General features: G+C 64.1%; 19 protein-coding genes. 6 read left to right on the top strand and 13 right to left on the bottom strand.

The annotated features are described in order from the left end of the window. Window positions 1–65: 65 nt before the first annotated feature. The 9 genes from hflC to BM279_RS19290 all read right to left on the bottom strand — a co-directional run bounded on the left by hflC (window position 66) and on the right by BM279_RS19290 (window position 10,347). Window positions 66–935 carry a protease modulator HflC gene (gene hflC, locus BM279_RS19330; RefSeq protein WP_013793180.1) on the bottom strand — a complete coding sequence of 290 codons (870 nt, stop codon included), beginning with the start codon at window positions 933–935 and terminating at the stop codon, window positions 66–68. Then, complete coding sequence (gene hflK, locus BM279_RS19325) at window positions 935–2,125, bottom strand: FtsH protease activity modulator HflK (RefSeq protein ID WP_093506444.1); 1,191 nt, start codon at window positions 2,123–2,125, stop codon at window positions 935–937. Before hflK ends, hflC begins: the two co-directional genes overlap by 1 nt. A gap of 98 nt (window positions 2,126–2,223) precedes the next feature. Continuing rightward, on the bottom strand, window positions 2,224–3,525 hold the full coding sequence (gene hflX, locus BM279_RS19320) for a ribosome rescue GTPase HflX (protein ID WP_093506442.1): 1,302 nt from the start codon (window positions 3,523–3,525) through the stop codon (window positions 2,224–2,226). A 14-nt stretch (window positions 3,526–3,539) separates the two neighbouring features. Beyond that, window positions 3,540–3,800, bottom strand: coding sequence for an RNA chaperone Hfq (gene hfq, locus BM279_RS19315; RefSeq protein ID WP_013793183.1), 261 nt, complete (start codon window positions 3,798–3,800; stop codon window positions 3,540–3,542). Between the two features lie 111 nt (window positions 3,801–3,911). Next, window positions 3,912–4,868, bottom strand: a complete 957-nt coding sequence (miaA, locus tag BM279_RS19310; protein WP_093506440.1) for a tRNA (adenosine(37)-N6)-dimethylallyltransferase MiaA — start codon at window positions 4,866–4,868, stop codon at window positions 3,912–3,914. A 214-nt stretch (window positions 4,869–5,082) separates the two neighbouring features. Continuing rightward, window positions 5,083–6,957 (bottom strand): DNA mismatch repair endonuclease MutL, encoded by a 1,875-nt coding sequence (gene mutL, locus BM279_RS19305; protein ID WP_093506438.1) that lies wholly within the window; start codon window positions 6,955–6,957, stop codon window positions 5,083–5,085. Continuing rightward, window positions 6,954–8,384 (bottom strand): N-acetylmuramoyl-L-alanine amidase, encoded by a 1,431-nt coding sequence (locus tag BM279_RS19300; protein WP_208604551.1) that lies wholly within the window; start codon window positions 8,382–8,384, stop codon window positions 6,954–6,956. Before BM279_RS19300 ends, mutL begins: the two co-directional genes overlap by 4 nt. Window positions 8,385–8,392: 8 nt before the next feature. Further along, window positions 8,393–8,860: a tRNA (adenosine(37)-N6)-threonylcarbamoyltransferase complex ATPase subunit type 1 TsaE gene (tsaE, locus tag BM279_RS19295; protein WP_027903242.1), complete on the bottom strand. Its 468-nt coding sequence runs from the start codon at window positions 8,858–8,860 to the stop codon at window positions 8,393–8,395. Continuing rightward, window positions 8,848–10,347, bottom strand: a complete 1,500-nt coding sequence (locus BM279_RS19290) for an NAD(P)H-hydrate dehydratase (protein ID WP_093506434.1) — start codon at window positions 10,345–10,347, stop codon at window positions 8,848–8,850. Before BM279_RS19290 ends, tsaE begins: the two co-directional genes overlap by 13 nt. Window positions 10,348–10,405: 58 nt before the next feature. Here BM279_RS19290 and queG point away from each other — a divergent pair, with 58 nt between their 5' ends. After that, window positions 10,406–11,476, top strand: a complete 1,071-nt coding sequence (gene queG, locus BM279_RS19285) for a tRNA epoxyqueuosine(34) reductase QueG (protein WP_027903244.1) — start codon at window positions 10,406–10,408, stop codon at window positions 11,474–11,476. A gap of 91 nt (window positions 11,477–11,567) precedes the next feature. On the opposite strand, the gene orn is transcribed toward queG, so the two are convergent. Together orn and BM279_RS19275 are read right to left on the bottom strand one after the other, a co-directional pair. Then, window positions 11,568–12,110 (bottom strand): oligoribonuclease, encoded by a 543-nt coding sequence (orn, locus tag BM279_RS19280; protein ID WP_093506432.1) that lies wholly within the window; start codon window positions 12,108–12,110, stop codon window positions 11,568–11,570. A 27-nt stretch (window positions 12,111–12,137) separates the two neighbouring features. Further along, on the bottom strand, window positions 12,138–12,929 hold the full coding sequence (locus BM279_RS19275; protein WP_093506430.1) for a class I SAM-dependent methyltransferase: 792 nt from the start codon (window positions 12,927–12,929) through the stop codon (window positions 12,138–12,140). 118 nt (window positions 12,930–13,047) lie between these two features. Between BM279_RS19275 and rsgA the strand changes: the two genes are divergently transcribed. Then, complete coding sequence (gene rsgA, locus BM279_RS19270) at window positions 13,048–14,079, top strand: small ribosomal subunit biogenesis GTPase RsgA (RefSeq protein ID WP_093506428.1); 1,032 nt, start codon at window positions 13,048–13,050, stop codon at window positions 14,077–14,079. A gap of 31 nt (window positions 14,080–14,110) precedes the next feature. Here the strand turns inward: rsgA and motB are convergent, their stop codons facing one another. Both motB and motA read right to left on the bottom strand, forming a co-directional pair. Then, window positions 14,111–15,145: a flagellar motor protein MotB gene (gene motB / locus BM279_RS19265; protein ID WP_093506426.1), complete on the bottom strand. Its 1,035-nt coding sequence runs from the start codon at window positions 15,143–15,145 to the stop codon at window positions 14,111–14,113. 5 nt (window positions 15,146–15,150) lie between these two features. After that, window positions 15,151–16,002: a flagellar motor stator protein MotA gene (gene motA, locus BM279_RS19260; protein WP_013793194.1), complete on the bottom strand. Its 852-nt coding sequence runs from the start codon at window positions 16,000–16,002 to the stop codon at window positions 15,151–15,153. Between the two features lie 121 nt (window positions 16,003–16,123). Between motA and BM279_RS19255 the strand changes: the two genes are divergently transcribed. From BM279_RS19255 to BM279_RS19240, 4 genes are all read left to right on the top strand, one after another. Then, a complete protein-coding gene (locus BM279_RS19255; protein ID WP_093506424.1) occupies window positions 16,124–17,644 on the top strand; it encodes an HDOD domain-containing protein in 1,521 nt (506 codons plus the stop codon). 66 nt (window positions 17,645–17,710) lie between these two features. After that, window positions 17,711–18,526, top strand: a complete 816-nt coding sequence (locus BM279_RS19250) for a rhodanese-like domain-containing protein (RefSeq protein ID WP_093506422.1) — start codon at window positions 17,711–17,713, stop codon at window positions 18,524–18,526. Window positions 18,527–18,588: 62 nt separating this feature from the next. Further along, on the top strand, window positions 18,589–19,440 hold the full coding sequence (gene asd / locus BM279_RS19245; RefSeq protein ID WP_093506420.1) for an archaetidylserine decarboxylase: 852 nt from the start codon (window positions 18,589–18,591) through the stop codon (window positions 19,438–19,440). A gap of 128 nt (window positions 19,441–19,568) precedes the next feature. Continuing rightward, entirely contained in the window at window positions 19,569–21,365 is a 1,797-nt protein-coding gene (locus BM279_RS19240) for a molecular chaperone (RefSeq protein WP_093506418.1), read from the top strand. The last annotated feature ends 57 nt before the right edge of the window (window positions 21,366–21,422 follow it).

Genomic DNA, 21,422 nt, shown 5'->3' with positions numbered 1-21,422 from the left:
GCTTCACACGACAAGCGAGCACGGGGCTTCGGCTTGCGGTGTTTGGCTTGCGGCTCGGAGCCTCGTTACGGCTTGGACTTTTCCAGGTAACGGAAGAAGTCGCTGCTCGGATCCAGTACCAGCACGTCACGCTTGTCGGAGAAGCTCTCGCGATAGGCGTTAAGGCTGCGATAGAAGGCGTAGAACTCCTGATCCTGGCCATAGGCCTTGGAGTAGATGGCCGCGGCCTGGGCATCACCCTCACCGCGCAGTTCCTCGGCCTGGCGATAAGCCTCGGCGAGAATCACGCGTTGCTGACGATCGGCGTCAGCGCGAATACCCTCTGCCAACTCCTTACCCTTGGCACGGTGCTCACGCGCCTCGCGCTCACGCTCCGAGCTCATGCGGTCGAAGACGCTGCGGTTGACTTCCTTGGGCAGGTCAATGGCCTTGACGCGAACGTCCACCACTTCGATACCCAGCTCACGCTGCGCCGCGCGGTTAAGCGAGGCGGTGACGTCAGCCATCAGTGCATCACGCTCGCCGGATACCGACTCGTGCAGGGTGCGCTTACCGAACTGGTCACGCAGCGAGGCTTCGAGACGACGCGACAGACGCTCGTCGGCGATCTGCTTCACACCCGAGGTCGCGGTGTAGTAACGCTCGGCATCCTGCACGCGCCATTTGGCGTAGGCATCGACCATCAACGCTTTCTTCTCGAGGGTCAGGAAGCGCGAATTGACGGTATCCAAAGTCAGCAGACGGGCATCGAATTTGCGCACCTGGTTGACGTACGGAATCTTCATGTGAAGACCCGGCTGCACGTCCGCCTCTACGATACGACCGAACTGCAGCAGTACCGCCCGCTCGGTCTGCGCCACGATGTAGAAGCTGCTCCAGGCCACCAGGGCCAGCACTACGCCCGCGATCAGGGTCACCAGTGATTTATTGCTCATCAGCGGCTCTCCCTTGTACGCACGTCTGGCTGCCCAACATTGTTACCCACACGCGCGCCGAGATCGGCAGCGCCGGCACCAACCGCGCCGGACGACGAATTGCTGCTGCCGCCACGGCTGTCGATCATCTTGTCCAGCGGCAGATAGAGCAGATTGTTCTGCCCCTTGTCACCGGTGACCAGCACCTTGCTGGTGTTGGTCATCATCTGCTGCATGGTGTCCAGATACAGACGCTCGCGAGTGATTTCCGGGGCCTTGCGGTACTCGGCGACCAGCGCGGTGAAACGATCCGCCTCGCCCTGGGCGCGGGAGATCACTTCGTCGCGGTAACCGCTGGCATCCTCGATCAGACGCTGGGCCTGACCACGGGCTTCCGGCACCACACCGTTGGCGTAGGTTTCCGCCAGGTTCTTCTCGCGCTGCTCGTCTTCACGGGCACGAATCACGTCATCGAAAGCCTCTTGCACTTCACGCGGTGCCGCAGCGCTCTGCAGGTTCACCTGGGTAACGGTGATACCGGTGCGATAGGTGTCGAGGAAACGCTGCAGACGCTCGCGAACATCGCCGGCCATCTGCTCACGGCCTTCGGTCAGCACCTGATCCATCTCGGTGGAACCCACCACGTGGCGCACGGCGCTGTCAGTGGCGTGCTGCAGGCTGGTTTCCGGCATGTCGACGTTGAGCACGTAATCCTTGAGGCTGCTGATCTTGTATTGAACGGTCAGCGGCACTTCGATGATGTTCTCGTCTTCGGTCAGCATCTGCCCCTGCTTGCTGTAGGCACGCTCGCGGGTGACGTTTTCCTGAAACTTGCGATCAATCGGTGGGAAGTAGATGTTCAGACCCGGGCCGACCGTCTCGTAGTACTTGCCGAAGCGCAGCACCACGGCCTGCTCCTGCTCGTCGACCACGTAGATGGCGTTATACAGCCAGAAGACGCCGACCACGGCCAGCGCAACGAACAGCAGGCCGAAACCGCCGCTCTTGCCGCTATCGGAGCCGCTACCATCACTGCCGCGTTTCTTGCGACCACCGAACAACCCATTGAGGTTGTCCTGCAGCTTGCGGAAGGCTTCGTCAAGATCCGGTGGTCCCTTGCGATCGCCGCCACCGCCGCCTTTACCGCCACGGCCGCCGCCACCCCAGGGATCCTGATTATTCGAGTTGCCACCCGGCTCATTCCAAGCCATAGCGCTCTCCATACTGATAAAGCAAAGACGCGCCCAACGGCGCGCCCACCAATGCTACAGAATGCCTGCTTCCAGCGGCAAAATCACCGCCGCGGGCTTTATTGCAAAGTGTGTTGCTCAATGAACTCCAGCGGCTGCAGGCCCTCGCGGCTGACCAGACGATTGAGCTCGACCCGCGGGATGCGCACCTGTAAGAGGCTGCTGCCGTCTTCGGCATAGGACTCCTGCAGCACCGCGCCCAGCTCAAAGAATTGCGCCCGCAGGCGCGCCAGGCGCTGCGGCAGCTGCAGGGTGGCGACGAACAGATCGTCACCGAGCAGCTCGGCCACCGCCTGCTTGAGCAGCGGCAAACCGCGACCATCACGCGCCGACAACCACACCCGCTCGGGGCGCCCGTCGGCATTGCGCTGGATCTGCGGCTCAACACCCTCGAGCAGGTCGAGCTTGTTGTAGACCTCAAGTACCGGCAGATCCTGGGCGCCGATTTCGCCCAGCACCTCGAGCACCTGCTCGATCTGCGCATCGCGCTCCGGCTCGTGCGAATCGATCACGTGCAGCAGCAGATCGGAGTTGCTCGATTCCTCAAGCGTCGCGCGAAACGCCTCGACCAGCTTGTGCGGCAGGTGACGAATAAAGCCCACGGTATCGGCCAGCACCACGGGGCCCAGGTCGTCGAGCTGGAGACGACGCAGGGTCGGGTCAAGGGTGGCGAACAGTTGATCAGCCGCGTAGACCTCGGATTCGGTCAGGGCGTTGAACAATGTGGACTTGCCGGCGTTGGTGTAGCCGACTAGCGACACGGAAGGAATATCGGCCCGTTTGCGGCCGCGGCGCGCCTGCTCCCGCTGACTGCGCACCTTCTCCAGCTTCTGCTTGATCTGGCGGATACGCACGCGCAACAGGCGGCGGTCGGTTTCCAGCTGGGTTTCACCCGGGCCGCGCAGACCGATCCCGCCTTTCTGTCGTTCGAGGTGAGTCCAGCCACGCACCAGGCGCGTGCTCATGTGATCGAGCTGAGCCAGCTCGACCTGCAGCTTGCCTTCGTGGGTACGTGCGCGCTGGGCGAAGATATCGAGAATCAGCCCGGTGCGATCCAGCACGCGACACTCGAACATGCGCTCGAGGTTACGCTCCTGACTAGGCGTGAGGACATGATTGAAAATGACCAGGTCGGCCTCGTGGGCCTTGACCTGGTCACGCAGCTCTTCCACCTTGCCGCTACCGATAAGGAACTTCGCGGTGGGCCGGCTATTGGGCACACTGAAGAACGCCACGGTATCGGCACCGGCAGAAAGCGCCAATTCCTGAAACTCCTGGGGATCCTCGCTCGCCTCGGTGCTCTGACTATCCAGATGAACCAGGATGGCCCGTTCACCCCCTTCATGGCGCTCGAAGAACAATGCGACCCCCTGGCTTAGACGTTACCTGGCTCGGACTCGGCCTGATCGGACTCCGACGCGCTTGGCAGACGAACCGGACGGCTCGGCACCACGGTGGAGATCGCGTGCTTGTAGACCATCTGGCTGACGGTGTTCTTCAGCAGAATGACGAACTGGTCAAAGGATTCAATCTGGCCTTGCAGCTTGATGCCGTTGACCAGGTAGATGGAAACCGGAACGCGCTCCTTCCGCAGGGTATTGAGGTAAGGGTCTTGTAGCGAATGCCCTTTTGACATGTGCCGCACTCCTAAATGAATCGATAAATGAATAGTGTTTGAACGGGTTGCTTGGCCTACAAACGGCTTTGGCACGTCTTCCCCCAAGGATAGACGGCCCGCGGCAAGGTCTCAGCTCAATATGGAGACCGTTGCCATGTATTTCAAGGCACGTGGCAGATTGTCGCAATCGAGACTGTCCAGCCAGTGCACATTTTGCCAACTGCGTAACCAGGTGAATTGCCGTTTGGCCAGCTGGCGGGTGGCGATGATGCCGCGCTCGCGCATCTGCGCTGCACTGAGTCGCCCTTCCAGATGATCCCACACCTGTCGGTAACCTACCGCTCTAATAGACGGCATTTCACCGTGCAAGTCACCTCGCCGATGCAGGCGTTCGACCTCGGCGACGAAGCCCTGTTCCAGCATCAGATCAAATCGTTTGGCGATTCGTTCGTGGAGAATCTGCCGCTGCGCAGGCGCTATCGCCAACTGCGCGACAGTATAGGGCAAGCCGCCGCCCTCAGTCGCTGCTTCGCTCTGCTGCTCACGCAGTTGCGTCATGGTCATGCCGCTGACCCGGAACACCTCCAGGGCGCGGACCAGACGCTGCGGATCGTTCGGATGAATGCGCGCCGCCGATTGCGGATCCACTGCCTGCAGCTCGGCATGCAGCGCCGCCAGGCCCTCCTGTTCGGCCCGTGCCTCCAGCTCGGCGCGCACCTCGACGTCAGCGCCCGGCATATCGGCCAGGCCCTCGAGCAGCGCCTTGTAGTAGAGCATGGTGCCGCCAACCAGTAGCGGAATACGCCCGCGCGCGGTGATGTCAGCCATAGAGGCCAGGGCATCACGTCGGAAATCGGCCGCCGAATAGGCTTCGGACGGATCGCGAATATCCACCAGATGATGGGGAAAGGCCTCGAGAGTGGCGCGATCCGGCTTGGCGGTGCCGATGTCCATGCCGCGATAAACCAACGCCGAGTCCACACTGATCAGCTCGCAGGGCAACACGCGCGCCAGGGCCAGGGCCAGATCGGTCTTTCCGGACGCGGTCGGGCCCATCAGAAAGATGGCGGGAGGCAAAGAAAACATCAACACGACTCGAATCAACGGCGGCCCATTTTCCGGGCCTGAGCCGCCGACCGCAAGCGCGGCACCGAAGGCACCAGGCCGTTGAAAAACGTAGGCGAGGCAGGTAAGACAAGGCAAAAACGGCCGAAAAAGCGCAGTTTACGTGTTGTAAACGAGTATTTTGAGACCGTTTTTAACGCAGTATTGCCAACGCAGGTAGTTTTTCAGCGGCCTGTTACTGGCCGCGCAGGAACAGCTTGTCGAGCTGGTCGAGACTCATCTGCGTCCAGGTCGGCCGGCCATGGTTGCACTGGCCACTACGCTCGGTCTGTTCCATATCACGCAGCAGGCCATTCATCTCCGGCAGGGTCAGGCGGCGATTGGCGCGCACCGCGCCATGGCAGGCCATGGTCGCCAGCAGCTCGTTGAGATGCGCCTGAATGCGGTCACTGGTGCCGTACTCGAGCAGGTCGGACAAGACGTCGCCCACCAGGCGCGTCGCCTCGGCCTGCTTGAGCAGCGCCGGAATCTGGCGAATCGCCAGGGTTTCCGGCCCCAGGCGCTGCAACTCGAAGCCGAGTTTCTGGAACCACTGGCCATGCTCTTCGGCGCAGTCCGCTTCACGCTGGCTGACGGCGATGGACTCGGGCACCAGCAGCGGCTGGCCGCGCAGGCCTTCACTGGCCATTGCCACCTTGAGACGCTCGTAAGTGATGCGCTCATGGGCCGCGTGCATGTCCACGACCACCAGGCCGTGGGCATTTTCGGCCAGGATATAGATGCCTTTGAGCTGAGCGATGGCGTAACCCAGCGGCGGGATATCACCTTGAACCTCCGGCAAGGCAGCCGGCGCGCTGCTGGTGGCCAGCGGCGCGTAGAACTCGCGATAGACGCCCTGCGCCTCGGCGGCCGGCAGCGTGGCTTCGCTGCGCTGGCCCTGATAACCGGCACCGGGGGAACGCCAGACCGAATCGGTCGGGCGCTCGAGCACGCTGGCGGAAAGCCCCATTTCACCTTGCGGGCCGAACTCACCGGCAGCCAGGCCGCTAGGTCGCAGCACCGTCTCGGCGGCGGCCGGCGTGGCCAAATGGTCTTCCGGACGCACCTCGCCAAGCGCTCGGTGCAGGGTGCCGTAGAGGAAGTCGTGAACCATGCGCCCTTCGCGGAAGCGCACTTCGTGCTTGGTGGGGTGCACGTTGACGTCGACGGCGGTGGGGTCGATTTCCAGAAACAGCACGAAGGTCGGATGGCGGCCATTGAACAGCACGTCGCGGTACGCCTGGCGCACCGCGTGGGCGACCAATTTGTCACGCACCATGCGGCCGTTCACGTAGAAATACTGCAGGTCCGCCTGGCTGCGGGAGAAGGTCGGCAACCCGACCCAACCCCACAGGTGCAGGCCATTGCGCTCGATATCGATGGGCAGCGCCTGCTCCAGAAAGCCTGCGCTGCACACCGAGGCGACACGCCGGGCACGGCTCACGTCGTCATTGGCTTCATGCAGCGACAACACGCTCTTGCCGTTATGACGCAGGTGGAAGGCTACATCGAAACGCGCCAGCGCGAGGCGTTTGATGACCTCCTGCAGGTGATCGAACTCGGTCTTCTCGGCCTTGAGGAATTTGCGCCGCGCCGGGGTATTGAAGAACAGGTCGCGCACCTCCACCGAGGTGCCGACCGGATGGGCCGCCGGCTGCACGCGCGGTTGCATCTCGCGGCCTTCGGTCTCCACCTGCCAGGCCTGTTCGGCGTCAGCGGTACGGGAAGTGAGCGTCAGCCTGGCGACCGAGCTGATGGACGCCAGGGCTTCACCACGAAAGCCCATGCTCAAGACCTGTTCGAGGTCTTCGAGCTCGCGAATCTTGCTGGTGGCATGGCGGGCAAGCGCCAGCGGCAGATCATCGGCGGCGATGCCGCGACCATCGTCGCGCACGCGCAGCAGCTTGACACCGCCCTGCTCGACATCTACTTCGATGCGCTTGGCCCCTGAATCCAGGCTGTTTTCCAGTAGTTCCTTGGCCACCGACGCCGGGCGTTCGACCACCTCACCGGCGGCGATCTGGTTCGCCAGCCGCGGGCTGAGCAGCTGGATGCGTGCCACGTCACTCATGGCTGGACGGCCAGGGCGGTCGCGGGAATCTGCAGCGTCTGGCCGACTTTGATCACGTCGGACTTCAGCGAATTGGCACTGCGCAGGCTCGCCAGGCTGACCTGATAGCGCTGGGCGATCAGCGCCAGGCTTTCCCCGGAGGAGACCCGGTGCTCACGCGGCCCCTGGGCAACTTTGCCGTTGTCGCGCAGCCAGGCGATGTAGGTGCCGGGCGGCGGGTTCTGTTCGAAGAACTGCTTCACACCGGTGACGATGGAGCGCGCCAGGCTCTGCTGGTGACCAGCCGAGTGCAGCTTGCGCGCCTCGCTGGGGTTGGAGATGAAGCCGGTTTCGACCAGGATCGACGGAATGTCCGGCGACTTCAATACCATGAAGCCGGCCTGCTCGACGCGGCGCTTGTGCAGCGGCGTGACCTGGCCCATCTGACCAAGCACTTTCTGCCCGACATTGAGGCTGGACGACAGCGACGCGGTCATCGACAGATCGAGCAGCACGCCGGCAAGCATGCGGTCCTTGTCTTCGAGACTGACGTTGCCGGCACCGCCGATCAGGTCGGACTGGTTCTCGGCGTCCGCCAGCCAGCGCGCGGTTTCCGAGGTGGCGCCGCGGTCGGACAACGCATAAACCGAAGCGCCGAAAGCGGCCGCACGGGGCGCCGCATCGGCGTGAATGGACACGAACAGATCGGCGCCCTTTTTGCGGGCGATCTCGGTACGCTTGCGCAACGGAATGAAATAGTCGCCGGTACGCACCAACTCGCCGCGGAAACCCTTCTGAGCATTGACCTGGCGCTGCAGCTCCTTGGCGATGGCCAGGGTCACGTTCTTCTCGAACTGGCCCCTGGTCGGGCCCAGTGCACCAGGGTCTTCGCCACCATGACCGGCGTCGATGGCGATCACGATATCGCGTTTGCCACCCGGCACGGGGGCCACCTTGGGCGGTGCCTGGGTCGGCGTGACGGGAACCGGGGGCTCACTGGCGGTGGTGGTGGATGGCAGACTCGGCGCGGCATCCGACGGCTGATCGAACAGGTCGACGACCAGGCGATTGCCGTACTGCTGATTGGGCGCCAGGGTGAAACTCTTCGGGGTGACCTGGGCCGAGACGTCGATGACCACGCGCAAGTCGTCCGGTGTACGCTGCGCCGAGCGCACCGCGGTTATGGGCGTGTTGCTCAGGGCCAGCTTGTCCAGCGGGGTGACCAGCTTGGCGCCGCTGATATCGATCACGATACGATCCGGCGCGGTCAGGGTGAACACGCTGTGCTGCACCGGGCCGGACAGGTCGAAGACCAGGCGCGTGTTGTCCGGTGCGCGCCACAGGCGAACACTGCGCACATCCGACGCGGCCCACACGTCGGCAGCCATGACCGCCAACATCAGCCCGACCGCGATCATTCGCGCGCCTATGCGCATACCCGCCCCCACTCTCTTGTTCATGCTCCGGGTGCCAGAACGGCACACCAGCTTTCACCCTTCGCACCATGACTGCGAAGCAGCAGCGACCGGCCACCCGATCGCGGGCTAATGGTAATGTCCAGGTCGGCCTTTGGCAAAACGCCGGCACCCCGCTGGGGCCACTCGATCAGGCACAGGGCGTCGCCCTCGAAGTAATCGCGAATGCCGAGAAACTCCAGCTCCTCGGGATCGACAAGGCGATAGAGGTCGAAATGAAAGGCACGGACTTCGCCGATCTCGTAGGGCTCGACCAGGGTGAAGGTCGGGCTTTTCACCGCGCCACGGTGACCAAGGCCCTGCAGGATGCCGCGCGACAGCGTGGTCTTGCCGGCACCCAGATCACCTTCCAGGTAAATCACGCCACGCCCTCCAGTGGCCGCAGCGATACGCGCGCCGAGCGCCAGCATGGCGTCCTCATCGGCGGCGAACAGTTCTAATTCCGACAAGCGGCTCGCTCCTGTAACAAATGACGGATAGCGTCGCACAGATCGCTGGCCGCCAGACCATTTCCTTTATGGGCCAGTGACTCACCGGCGCAGGCATGCACCCACACGCCTAGGGCCGCTGCCTGCCACGTACTGCAGCCCTGGGCAATCAGCGCGCCGATCAGACCGGCCAGCACATCGCCCAGCCCGGCGCCAGCCATCACCGGATCGCCGCGATCACACACCAGCAGGCGACCAGCCGGATCGGCAACCAGCGTGCCGGCCCCCTTGAGCACACAAACTACGTCGTAACGCCGGGCCAACGCCCTGGCCGCAGCCGGGCGATCGGCCTGCAGCTCAGCCGTGGAGATACCCAACAGGCGCGCCGCCTCGCCGGGGTGCGGAGTGATCACGCTGCCGGGGACGATGCGCACATTATCTGTGGCCAGCAGGTTGAGCGCGTCGGCATCCCATACCTGAACGCCACTAGCGGCAGCGGCTGCCGACAGCAGACTGCGGCCCCAGGCGCCCTGCCCGAGCCCAGGCCCGACCACCCACACGGTGATCTTGCCTGCCAACACGTTTAATTGATTGGCCGAAGCGACCGCCAGACTCATCACCTCGGGCAGGCGCGTTTGCGCGGCGCCGATATGCTCCGCGCGAGTGGCCAGGGACACCATGCCGGCACCGCCGCGCAGCGCGCTCTGCGCCGACAGCAGCGCCGCACCGCCGGTGCCTTGATCACCGCCAACCACCAGCAAGTGGCCCAGCTGGCCTTTATGGGTGGTCGGCTGACGAGGGGCAACCCTTGGCAACATCTCGCCAGCCAGGCGATGCGCTACGGATGGCTGACCGGCCACGATCTCGGCGTCAGCCTGCAGATCATCGAATACCAGGCGGCCGACATGATCGAGCACCTGGCCGACGAACAGGCCGATCTTCAAGCCAATCAGGGTGACGGTCAGGTGCGCCGTGACCGCCTGCCCAAGCACCTGGCCGCTGTCCGCACAGATGCCGGATGGAATATCCACTGCCAGCACCGGCTGGCCACTGCGGTTGATCCAGTCGACAGCCAATGAATAAGGTTCGCGCACCTCGCCCGCCAAACCAGTGCCGAGCAGCGCATCGACCAGCACACCCCGAGGCTCGGAATCCGCCTGCCAATTCAGTATCTCGACACCGGCAGCGCAGGCCTCGTCACGGGCCAGCGCGGCATCGCCCTGCAAACGCTGCGGCTCGCTGACGGCCAGCACCCGCACCTGCCACCCGGCACGCCGGGCCAGGGCCGCGACCAGGTAGCCGTCGCCCGCATTGTTGCCGTGACCGGTCAGAATGGTTACCGCGCCGACCTCCGGCCACTCACGGCGCAGCGCCCGCCAGATGATGTGGGCCGCGCGCTGCATCAACTCGAAACCTGGCGTGCCGGCAGCGATCAACGCCGCATCCAGCGCCCGCACCTGGGCGGCGCTATAGAGCGCGAGGGGAAGATCGTCTGATGAATGCCGCATGCCTGAGCTCCGATGTCTGGCAGAATTATACGCCGCCTACTGCAGATTCCCGCCCAGCATGACCGACGCCGCCCCCGACCTCGCCAGCCTCGCCCAGTCCATCAAGGACTGGGGCCGTGAACTGGGCTTCCAGCAGGTGGGCATCAGCGGCCTGGAGTTGGGCGAGCACGAGGCCCACCTGCAGCGCTGGCTGGATGCCGGCTACCAGGGCGAGATGGACTATATGGCCGCGCATGGCCGCAAACGTTCACATCCCGACGAGCTGGTGCCCGGCACCCTGCGCGTGGTGTCGCTGCGTATGGACTACCTGCCCGGCGATACGCAGATGGCCCAGCGCCTGCAGGAGCCGGAAAAAGCCTACGTGTCGCGCTACGCTCTGGGCCGCGATTACCACAAGCTGATCCGCAAACGTCTGCAGCAGCTGGCCGAGCGTATCCAGCAGGCCATCGGGCCGTTCGGTTACCGCGCCTTCGTCGACAGCGCGCCAGTGCTGGAGAAGGCCATCGCCGAACAATCCGGCCTGGGCTGGATCGGCAAGAACACCCTGGTGCTCAATCGCAAGGCTGGCAGTTACTTCTTTCTCGGCGAGCTGTTCGTCGACATCCCGCTGCCCGAGGATGCGCCCCACGGCAGCGAACACTGCGGGCGCTGCAGCGCCTGCCTGGACATCTGCCCGACCGCCGCCTTCGTCGGCCCCTACGTGCTCGATGCCCGGCGCTGCATTTCCTACCTGACCATCGAGCTCAAGGGGCCGATCCCGGAAGAGCTGCGCGCGCCCATCGGCAATCGCGTGTTCGGCTGCGACGACTGCCAGATGGTCTGCCCCTGGAACCGCTTCGCCAAACCTACCGAGCAGAGTGATTTCCAGCCGCGGCACAGCCTCGACAATGCCGAGCTGGCCGAGCTGTTTCGCTGGAGCGAGGAGGAGTTTCTTAGCCGTACCGAAGGCTCACCCCTGCGCCGCGCCGGTTACGAGCGCTGGCTGCGTAACCTGGCCGTCGGCCTGGGCAACGCGCCGTCGAGCATCCCGGTACTGGAAGCACTGGAGGCCCGCCGCGAGTATCCGTCGGAGCTGGTGCGCGAGCATGTGCGCTGGGCACTGGAGCAGCACGCCCAGCGCCAGAGCTGATCCAATACCGTAGCCTGGATCGAGCGCAGCGAAACCCAGGAATCTCCCCGGGTTACGCCTATGGCTAACCCGGGCTACGGAATTGCAGCCTTCACACCCTGAGCAGGTGCTGGCGGTAGTACTTGAGCTCGGCGATGGACTCGCGGATGTCGTCCAGCGCCTGGTGCGTGCCGGTTTTCACAAAGCCTTCCTTGACGCCGGGCGCCCAGCGCTCGGCAAGAATCTTGAGGGTCGACACATCCAGGTAGCGGTAGTGGAAGTAGGCTTCCAGCGCCGGCATGTACTTGTAGAGAAAGCGACGATCCTGGCCAATGCTGTTGCCGCAGATCGGCGACTTGCCTTTCGGCACCCACTTTTCCAGGAAGGCGATGGTCTGCGCCTCGGCCTCGGCCTGGCTGACCTTGCTGTCGCGCACGCGCTGGGTCAGCCCGCTCTCGCCGTGGGTGCGCGTGTTCCACTCGTCCATCGCCGCGAGGCGCTCGTCGCTCTGGTGCACGGCGATCACCGGGCCTTCGGCCAGCACGTTGAGTTCGGTATCGGTGACGATGGTCGCCATCTCGATGATGACGTCCGTTTCGGGATCGAGACCGGTCATTTCCAGGTCGATCCAGATCAGATTCTGTGGGTTCTGCATGCTGCGCTCCTCTTTGGGTTCGTCATTCTAGCCAATCTCCCAGAGCAGCAGGCGTGAATCGCGCCAGTCCTTGAGCTCGACCACGCGCTGCGGCGCCACGCCGGGAATCTCGAAGGTATTGCTGATCAGCCAGGCACCTTTCGGCAACTCGGTGTGGGCCTTGTCCCAAAGCGCAGGCATCGGCGCAGGTGAGAGAAAGCAGTAGGCGACGTCGATGGCGCTCAACTCGGTGCGCCACAGGTTCTGATAACGAATCCGGCAGTTGCGCCGGCCGAGGCAGCGCAACCAGGCAATTGCAAAGGACAGCGGCGCAGTTTCCACGCCGGTGAACTGTGCCTGGGGAAAACGCCGCGCCAGCCACAGCAAGGTGCCGGCCGGGCCGCAGCCCAGATCGACGAAGCTGAAACGCTGGCCGCGGGCTTCGAGCAGGCGAGCCAGTTCATGCCGGGTACCGGCGCCGGTCAGGTAAAGCGGCACGCGCTCGCCGAAGCTGTTCCAGTTGAGCATCAGTAATAACAGAAAGCCGAGCAGAAACAGCCAGGACGGCAGCGGCGCACCACTGGCCAGCAGCAAACTCGGCACGAACAGCAGATTCAGCCACCACCACCAGCGCGACAGGCCCAGCCAGCGAGCCAGGCAGGCGCAAAGCAGGCCGTGCAGCAAACCGGCGACCAAGGGGCTCGCGCGCCAGTCGAACAGCCGGGCCGCAGCAATGATCGCCACGCCCATGACTAGGGTGACCACCAACTGGATCAACAGGGCCAGGAGGGCCGGATAACGTTCACCCAGGCGATGCAGCGCGCGGTAGGAAGCAGCCATGCCGTTGAGGCTCGTAGAAAGACGGGTGGCCAGTCTAGCGCCGGCCTCGACAAATTGTCGCGCCATCAGGCGTGCTAGAATCCGAGCCATTTCAAGCGCAGCACAACTCGGAAGCCCCATGGCCAAACGCCAACTCAACCGCCGGCAAAACTGGCGCATCGAAAAGATCCAGGGCGAGCGCGCCGCACGCGCCGCCAAGCGCGAATCCCGCGTGGTGGAAACCCTGGAAGGCGGCGATCTGGGCCCGGAGCAGACCGGCCTGGTGATCGCCCACTTCGGCGTGCAGGTGGAAGTCGAAGCCACCGACGGCGAGCTGAGCGGCCAGGTGTTCCGCTGCCACTTGCGCGCCAACCTGCCGACGCTGGTCACTGGCGACCGTGTGGTGTGGCGCCCGGGCAACCAGGGCATCGGCGTGATCGTCGCCCAGCTGCCGCGCGACACCGAGCTGTGCCGACCGGACACCCGTGGCCAGTTGAAGCCGGTCGCGGCCAACGTCGACCTGATCGTCATCGTTTTTGCGCCGCTGCCCGAGCCCCACGCCAACCTGATCGACCGCTATCTGGTGGCCGCCGAACATGCCGGCATTCGCCCGCTGCTGCTGCTCAACAAGGCGGACCTGATCGATGCACAAAACGAAACCGCGCTGAACGCACTGCTCGGCGTCTATCGCCAGCTGGGTTATCCGCTGCTGGAAGTCTCGGCGCTGGAAGGCGATGGCATGGAGCAGCTCAAGAAGCAGCTCGACGGCAACATCAGCGTCTTCGTGGGCCAGTCGGGCGTCGGCAAGTCGTCGCTGGTCAACAGCCTGCTGCCGGGCGTCGACACCCGCGTCGGCGCGCTGTCGGAGCTGACCGGCAAGGGCACCCACACCACTACGACCGCGCGCCTGTTCCACTTCCCCGGCGGCGGCCAGCTGATCGACTCACCGGGTATTCGTGAGTTCGGCCTCGGCCATGTCAGCCGTGACGATGTGGAGGCGGGCTTTATCGAGTTCGCCGACCTGCTCGGCCATTGCCGCTTCCGCGACTGCAAGCATGACCGCGAGCCCGGCTGCGCCCTGCTCAAGGCGCTGGAAGATGGGCGGATTCAGCCGCAGCGGATGAACAGCTACCGGCACATTCTGGCCAGTTTGCCGGAACCCGAGTATTGATCCGCTCCGCACACGTTGGTGTGCGAGCCGATCACTCCTTGGGCTGATCCATCTTCAACGTGCCATCTTCGAATATGTTCAGCTTCTCGCGCACCTGATCACTGGAAAGCGGCTCGGCTGCAGGCGCCGCGCTTGAGCCCGCACCCGCATCGCCGAAAGGCGAACCCGACGCGGGATCCGGCGCAAGCGCGCCACCGCCCTGCTCGCCTTCGATGTTGCGCTGTGCCTTCTTGGTCAGCACCACGATATCGATGCGCCGGTTCACCGGGTTGAACGGATCGTTGCGGTCGAACAGCGCCGACGAGGCATAGCCGACCACGCGCGCCACCTGGGCATCGTCGTAGCCCGCCGCGATCAACACGCGCCGCGCCGCATTGGCGCGGTTGGCCGACAGCTCCCAGTTGCCGAAGCCGCCAGCGCCGGCAAACGGCTTGGCGTCAGTATGGCCGCTGATGCTGATCTTGTTGGGCACCGTCTTTATGGTGTCTGTGAGGGCGAACAGGATGTCCTCGAAGTACGGCTGCAGCTGCGCGCTGCCGAGGGCGAACATTGGCCGATTCTCGGCATCGACGATCTGGATGCGCAGGCCGTCCTGGGTGATCTCGAACAGGATCTGATCCTTGAAACGCTGCAGCTGCGGGTCCTGCTCGACCTTGGTCTGCAGCTCCTGCAGCAGCAGCTCCAGGCGCTCGCGCTCGACTTCCTCGGCCTTGGCTTCGGCCTGCTCGGCGTCCAGCTCGGCGGGATCCTTGGGATCGGCCTTCGCTTCGTCCCCCGGGGCCTCCTGGGGTTGTTCGTTGAGGGTGCGGTCCGGCGACGGGGTCGGCGAGCCGCCGAGGTCGATCACATAGGGGCTGGCGCTCTCGGAGAAACCGATGGGGTCCTTGAAGTAACCGGAGATCAGTTTCTTCTGCTCGGGGGTGGCCGAGGACATCAGCCACATCACCATGAAGAAAGCCATCATCGCCGTGGCGAAGTCGGCAAAGGCGATCTTCCAGGCGCCACCATGGTGGCCGCCGGCAACCTTCTTGACCCGCTTGACGATGATCGGCTGGTTGTTTTCCATGGTGCTTAGTTCCCGCGCATGGCCTGCTCAAGCTCACTGAAGCTCGGGCGGTGCGCCGGATACAGGGTCTTGCGCGAGAACTCGACGGCCAGCGACGGCGGCATGCCGGACGCCGAGGCGACCAGGCCGGCCTTGATGGCCTCGTAGACGTTCAGCTCTTCCTTGGCGTCGTGCTCGAGCGCCGCGGAGAGCGGGCCGAAGAAGCCGTAGGAGGCGAGAATACCGAGGAAGGTACCGACCAGCGCGGTACCGACCTTCTCACCGATCTGCGCGTTGTCCGCCTCGGCGAGAATCGACATGGTGATCACGATACCCAGTACCGCGGCGACGATACCCATCGCCGGCATGCCGTCGGCGATCTTCGCCACCGCGTGGGCCGGGTGCTCGAGTTCCTCCTTGAGGCCGACCAGTTCCATGTCGAACAGGCCTTCGAGCTCGTGGGGCGCCATGTTGCCCGAGGACATGATGCGCAGGTAATCGCAGATGAACGCGACCATGCGCTCATCGCCCAGCACCGCCGGGTACTTGCTGAAGATCGGGCTCGCCGCCGGGTCTTCGAGGTCGGCTTCGATAGCCATCATCCCCTCGCGGCGCGCCTTGTTGAGAATTTCATAGAGCAGGCGCAGCACTTCCAGGTAGTAATCGTGGGTGAAGCGCGACTTGAACATCTTCAACGACTTCTTGAAGACAGTCATGAACATGCTGCCCGGGTTGGCCTGCAGGAAGGCGCCCAGCGCCGCACCGCCGATGATCAGCACTTCGAAAGGGTGCACCAGGGCCATGAGATGACCGCCCGACGCGACGAAGCCGCCGAACACGCAAGCGAATACAACGATGATGCCGATGATTTTGGCCATAGAAAAAACTTGATCAGGTGAATAAGAAAGGGCGACCGCGCGAATCCCCTTCTATTTATCGGAAGAGATGCGCCAGACTATAGTCAGTTAAGTCTAAAAAAAGCCATTTTGGCACACCCCCATGGTCGCAAGCACGCCGTTACCGCGCACCCTCGATGCCTGGCTCAAGCAGCTGGACGGTCAGCTGCTGCCCATCGCGGCCGATCATCACCTGCAGGTACGCCGCGCATTGGCCGACAGCCGCCGCTCGCTGCGTGAGATCGCCGACCTGATGCAGGACAGCCCGGCACTGGTGCTCAGCGTGCTGCGCGAGGCCAACAGCAAGGGCAGCGCCCTGGGTGAGGCAGCGGAAAGCCTGGAGACTGCCCTGACCCGCCTGGGCTTGAAGCGCGCCGAAGAGCTTCTGGCCCGCTTGCCCGCCCGGCCGCTTGCCGATATTCCAGCTCCACTACGGCAGATCCAGCTAATCAGCCAGCACGCCGCTTTCCAGGCCAATGGCCTGTTCGCCGCGCGCCTGGCGCGTCTGTGGCAGGAAATTCACTGGGGCAGCCTGCTATTCCTATCGCCAGTCTGGGTCTTGCTGGCCGCTCACCCCCACCTGTTCGAGGCCTGGGAACGGCGTGTACTGATAGACGGCGAGCAGCCCGTAAAGGTCGAACGCGACATGCTCGGCATACCGTTGTTCGCGCTGTGCCTGGCGCTGGCCGAGCGCTGGCGCCTGCCGGCGTGGATCTCTCAGGGCTATCGCTTGCTGATTGATGATCGCCGCCTACTGGGCAGAGCCCTGCACATTGCCCGACGCAACGATGAGCCGCTGCGCCAGCAGCAGGCACTGGACGCCAACCCAACGCTGCAGCGCTGGCTCACCCAGCCGGCCAACAGCATTCTGCTAGCCAATGTGATCGCGGTGTCGGCACACAACGCCTGGAACGGCCCCCACACCCGACGCTGGCACGGACTCAATTGCCTGTACCTGCAGCTACCACTGACCGAGCTGCAGCAGCAGATCCACCAGAACGCCGCGCACAGCGCCCGGCAACTGGATACCGTCGGCCTCTGGCACCCCGCCGAGGCGCTGCTGTGGCCCTGGGATGCACGCCACTTCCAGCCAAAGCCAGTGCCGGCGCCTGCCCCGTCACCTCAAGCGATCGATTGGCGGCAGCTGTGCAGCCAACTGCTGGCCCAGCCTTCAGCCTTCAGCAACGTCCAGCAGCTCACCACCTGCGCTCGCCAGGCGCTGCAGGCCACTGGGTTGTCGCGGGTGGTGATGCTGCTGGCCGACCGCAACCACAGCCGTCTGCAGGTGCAGCAGCACGCTGGGGTGACGGCCAGCGCTGGCGGCCTGACCCTCCATCCGGCGCAGAGCCAGGTGCTGCGTCGGCTGCTGGAAAAGCCCGCACAACTGCGCCTGACGCCAGCCAACATGGCGCAATTCTCTGCCCTGCTGCCAGGCGACCTGAAAGCCTTGCTGCCTAGCGAACACCTGCTGATCCGCTCGCTGGCCAGCAACGAGCGGGTGGTGATGCTGCTGTTTGCCGACCAGGGCGGCCAGCCGATCAGTGACACCAGCGTGCAGGCCTTCACCAAGACCGCGCAGTGCATCGAGCGCGCGCTGGACACCTTCAGCAAACGTAAGCGCTGAGCGCCGCCGCTTCGCGGTATTCTTCTGCGCTACAATCGCCCGCTTAACTCAGCCAACGAGGCCTGTATGACAGCCTTCGACAATTTGCCGCTGGTCATCGAGCCGGTAGACCTCGCCGCACACCTGGATGCCCCCGAGCTGATTCTGGTCGACCTGAGCAACCAGCAACGCTACCTAACCGGGCATATCCCGGGCGCCCGCTTCGTCGACGGCAAACGCACCCAGGCCAGCCCTCCATCGGCTCCCGGCCTGCTACCGGAAAAGGCGCAGCTCGAGCAGCTGTTCAGCGAACTCGGCCATCACCCACAGGCCACCTATGTGGTGTATGACGACGAGGGTGGCGGCTGGGCCGGCCGTTTCATCTGGCTGCTGGATGTGATCGGCCACTCGCGCTACCACTTCCTCAATGGCGGCCTGACGGCCTGGCAAGCCGAAGGCCTGCCGCTGAGCCAGGATGTGCCTGCGCCAAAGCACACGCCGGTGTCGCTGACCCTCAGCGATGCGCCTACTGCCAGCGCGGATTACCTGAAATCCCGCCTGGGCGCCGACGACCTGGCCATCTGGGATGCACGCTCGGCCGAAGAATACCGCGGCGAGAAAGTGCAGGCCGCTCGCGGCGGGCATATTCCCGGCGCCATCCACTTCGAGTGGACGGCGGGCATGGATCCGGCCCGTGCCCTGCGCATCCGCCAGGACATCGCCGAACAGCTCGAGCAGCGCGGGCTGAGCGCCGACAAGGAAATCATCACCCACTGCCAGAGCCATCGCCGCTCCGGCTTCACCTACCTGGTCGCCAAGGCGCTGGGCTACCCGCGGGTCAAGGCTTATGCCGGCTCCTGGGGCGAGTGGGGCAACCTGACCGATACACCAGTCGAACGTTGAAGCCGATCTGACTGTCCACTTACCGTGCCCGGCCTGCACAGCCGAGCAGCCAAGGAATAAAGATGAAAGAACGCCTGTTTATCCTAAGCCAGCACCTGATACCGCACCACCTGCTGTCGCGCCTGATCGGCTGCGCCGCGCAGTGCCGCGCTGCCTGGTTCAAGAACCGTCTGATCGGCTGGTTCGCCAAGCAGTACCAGGTCGACATGAGCGAAGCGCAGGTCGAAGACCTCAACGCCTACGAACACTTCAACGCCTTCTTCACCCGCGCACTGAAGGAAGGCGCCCGGCCGCTGGATAATACCCCCGGCGCGGTGCTGTGCCCGGCCGACGGGGCGATCAGCCAGCTGGGCCGCATCGAGCATGGCCGGGTATTCCAGGCCAAGGGCCACAGCTACAGCGTGACCGAACTGCTGGGTGGTGACAGCGAGCGCGCCGCGCCCTTCATGGGCGGCGACTTCGCCACCGTGTACCTGTCGCCCAAGGACTACCACCGCGTGCACATGCCGCTGGCCGGCACCCTGCGCGAGATGATCTACGTGCCGGGCCGGCTGTTCTCGGTGAACCAGACCACCGCGGAAAACGTGCCCGAGCTGTTCGCCCGCAACGAGCGTGTGGTGTGCCTGTTCGATACCGAGCGCGGGCCGATGGCCGTGGTGCTGGTCGGCGCAATGATCGTCGCCTCTATCGAAACCGTATGGGCCGGACTGATCACCCCACCCAAGCGTGAGCTGAAAACCGTGCGCTACGATGAGGCAGCCCGCGGGCCGGTCAACCTGGAGAAAGGCGCTGAGCTGGGCCGCTTCAAACTGGGCTCCACGGCTATCGTGCTGTTTGGCCCCGAGCAGGTCAAATGGGCTGACGAACTGGGCGCCAACAGCCCGGTACGCATGGGCCAACTGCTCGGCCAATGACCAGATGGCACGCCGCGCAGGCCTGGCCCGCGGCGCCGCAAAGGCTGCGACGATGGCAAGATGCTGCTAGAGTCGCTAAACCTGACCAATCAGTCGATCGAATGCTGGCGCTGGAGTAACGAAGCTAGATGGATAAACAGAGCCCCCACCTTTTGCTCCGCGTCCCGACGCCGACCAAGCAGGGCCTGACTTTCTGCGACGCCACGCCACGCGACCTGAAACGCTGGATCGCCGGCCTGCCCAAGGCCAACATCGGCGAAACGGCCCGCCAGCTCTACCAGGCGCTGATCGAGCTCAACCAACTGCTGACACCTTCTGACAACCGCCTGCAATTGCTCGAGCTGCTACGCCCGGAAGTGTATTTCGTCTGCCAGCATCTGGAACGCCACTTCCTCAACCAGGCCATCGTCCTCGACGAGCGCCCGCGCAAGGTCGCCAACCTCTGCCAGGCGCTGCAAAACCACCTGGCCATCGGTTACAAACTGATCATTTCGCGCCTGGCTGCGCAGCCCAACCGTGAGCGCAACGCGCTGCTCGGTACGGCGCTGCAGCGGGCGGTGCATAGCCTCAACGGCCCGCTGATTCGCACCAGCCAACTGTACTGCCCGGTGCCTGAGGGCCTGTGGCTGGAGCTGCATCAGATCTACCTGATCGCCCGTCGCCACGAGCTGCACAAGGTGGTGATCCGCGACCCACTGGCACGCCACACCCAGGGGCTGAGCGTCGAGCAGGGCTATATAGTCGCCTTGCTGATTGGCTGCTCGCGTTGCAACCAGATGCGCCAGAGCGCCATTGCCCGCCTCGCCGAAGCACTGGAGGCCTGGAGCCCGCTGGTCAATTTGCAGGCTGGCAGCCAGCCGAGCAGCATCTTCGCCGTGGCGCCACAGCTGGACGGCCCGCCGCGCTACACCTCGCTGTTCCAGCCAAGCGAATTGCAGGGCGCGCTGGGGATCGACCCGACGCCACTGGTCGATGCGATCAAGGATCATCTGGAACTGCTGCCCGAGGATCGCGCGCGCTCTCGCCTGACGGTACCCGATGGTTTCACCATCGACATGCTGCAACATGCAGCAGCGGCCTGGGGCGACATCTCCGAGCGAACCTTCCAACGCACCCAGGGTACCGGCAGCATGACCCTCTGCATCGGCATGAGTGCACTGAACTATTACCTGGCCAATGGCCGCGTGTTCAGCGAGATACTCAAGCAGCAGGTCGACACCGCCGCCTCGTTCAAGCCGCGTAGCGGAGAGCCCGATGTGTGGGCCAACGCCCCGGATGCACGGCGTAACGAATGGGAAAACGGCCTTTCCTTCGAGGAAATCGAATATCCCAAACCTGCCCAGGAGCTGGAAACCCAGGCTGATGGCGGCGAAAGCTTCCCAACCTTCCTGTTGGCTATCGTCAACCATAGCCCTGGTGGCTATTGCCTGTCGTGGCCCAAGGAAGTGCCGACCCAACTGCAGGCTGGCGAGATCCTTGGTATCCGCGATAACCCGCAGCAGGGCTGGAGCGTTGCCGTGGTGCGCTGGATCCGCCAGGTGCGCGGCGGCGGCACGCAGATGGGCATCGAGCTGATCGCGCCCCACGCACAGTCCTGTGGTCTGCAGCTGGTACGCAAGGCCGAGCAGAACAGCCAATACCTGCGCGCGCTGCTGCTTCCGGAAATCGCCGCCATCTCCCGCCCGGCTACGCTGATCACTCCACGCCTGCCGTTCCAGGAAGGCAGCAAGGTGCTGATCAATATCAACGGCAAGGAACGCCGTGCCGTGCTCAGCCAGAAACAGCTCAGCACAGGCAGTTTCAGCCAGTTCGAGTACCACGATCTGGAGCAAAAAGCGGCGGATCACGCGACCTCCGTCACAGCCTCCAGCACCCAGCGCCCAGCCGGGGAGGAAGACTTTGACTCACTCTGGAAGTCGCTGTAGATTGCCGGAAACCCCTTAATTCCCGCTCTTTTTCTGCTGTCTTATCGCAGATTCGAC

It is taken from the genome of Phytopseudomonas straminea, assembly GCF_900112645.1.
GTDB lineage: Bacteria > Pseudomonadota > Gammaproteobacteria > Pseudomonadales > Pseudomonadaceae > Aquipseudomonas > Aquipseudomonas straminea.
This window is presented reverse-complemented; position numbering and strand designations above follow the sequence as displayed.

Bases quoted from the DNA above. Each gene is read 5' to 3' on its own strand.
- hflC (WP_013793180.1), bottom strand. From the start codon at position 935: ATGAGCAATAAATCACTGGTGACCCTGATCGCGGGCGTAGTGCTGGCC.
- hflK (WP_093506444.1), bottom strand. From the start codon at position 2,125: ATGGCTTGGAATGAGCCGGGTGGCAACTCGAATAATCAGGATCCCTGG.
- hfq (WP_013793183.1), bottom strand. From the start codon at position 3,800: ATGTCAAAAGGGCATTCGCTACAAGACCCTTACCTCAATACCCTGCGG.
- miaA (WP_093506440.1), bottom strand. From the start codon at position 4,868: ATGTTTTCTTTGCCTCCCGCCATCTTTCTGATGGGCCCGACCGCGTCC.
- mutL (WP_093506438.1), bottom strand. From the start codon at position 6,957: ATGAGTGACGTGGCACGCATCCAGCTGCTCAGCCCGCGGCTGGCGAAC.
- BM279_RS19290 (WP_093506434.1), bottom strand. From the start codon at position 10,347: ATGCGGCATTCATCAGACGATCTTCCCCTCGCGCTCTATAGCGCCGCC.
- queG (WP_027903244.1), top strand. From the start codon at position 10,406: ATGACCGACGCCGCCCCCGACCTCGCCAGCCTCGCCCAGTCCATCAAG.
- orn (WP_093506432.1), bottom strand. From the start codon at position 12,110: ATGCAGAACCCACAGAATCTGATCTGGATCGACCTGGAAATGACCGGT.
- BM279_RS19275 (WP_093506430.1), bottom strand. From the start codon at position 12,929: ATGGCTGCTTCCTACCGCGCGCTGCATCGCCTGGGTGAACGTTATCCG.
- rsgA (WP_093506428.1), top strand. From the start codon at position 13,048: ATGGCCAAACGCCAACTCAACCGCCGGCAAAACTGGCGCATCGAAAAG.
- motB (WP_093506426.1), bottom strand. From the start codon at position 15,145: ATGGAAAACAACCAGCCGATCATCGTCAAGCGGGTCAAGAAGGTTGCC.
- motA (WP_013793194.1), bottom strand. From the start codon at position 16,002: ATGGCCAAAATCATCGGCATCATCGTTGTATTCGCTTGCGTGTTCGGC.
- BM279_RS19255 (WP_093506424.1), top strand. From the start codon at position 16,124: ATGGTCGCAAGCACGCCGTTACCGCGCACCCTCGATGCCTGGCTCAAG.
- BM279_RS19250 (WP_093506422.1), top strand. From the start codon at position 17,711: ATGACAGCCTTCGACAATTTGCCGCTGGTCATCGAGCCGGTAGACCTC.
- asd (WP_093506420.1), top strand. From the start codon at position 18,589: ATGAAAGAACGCCTGTTTATCCTAAGCCAGCACCTGATACCGCACCAC.
- BM279_RS19240 (WP_093506418.1), top strand. From the start codon at position 19,569: ATGGATAAACAGAGCCCCCACCTTTTGCTCCGCGTCCCGACGCCGACC.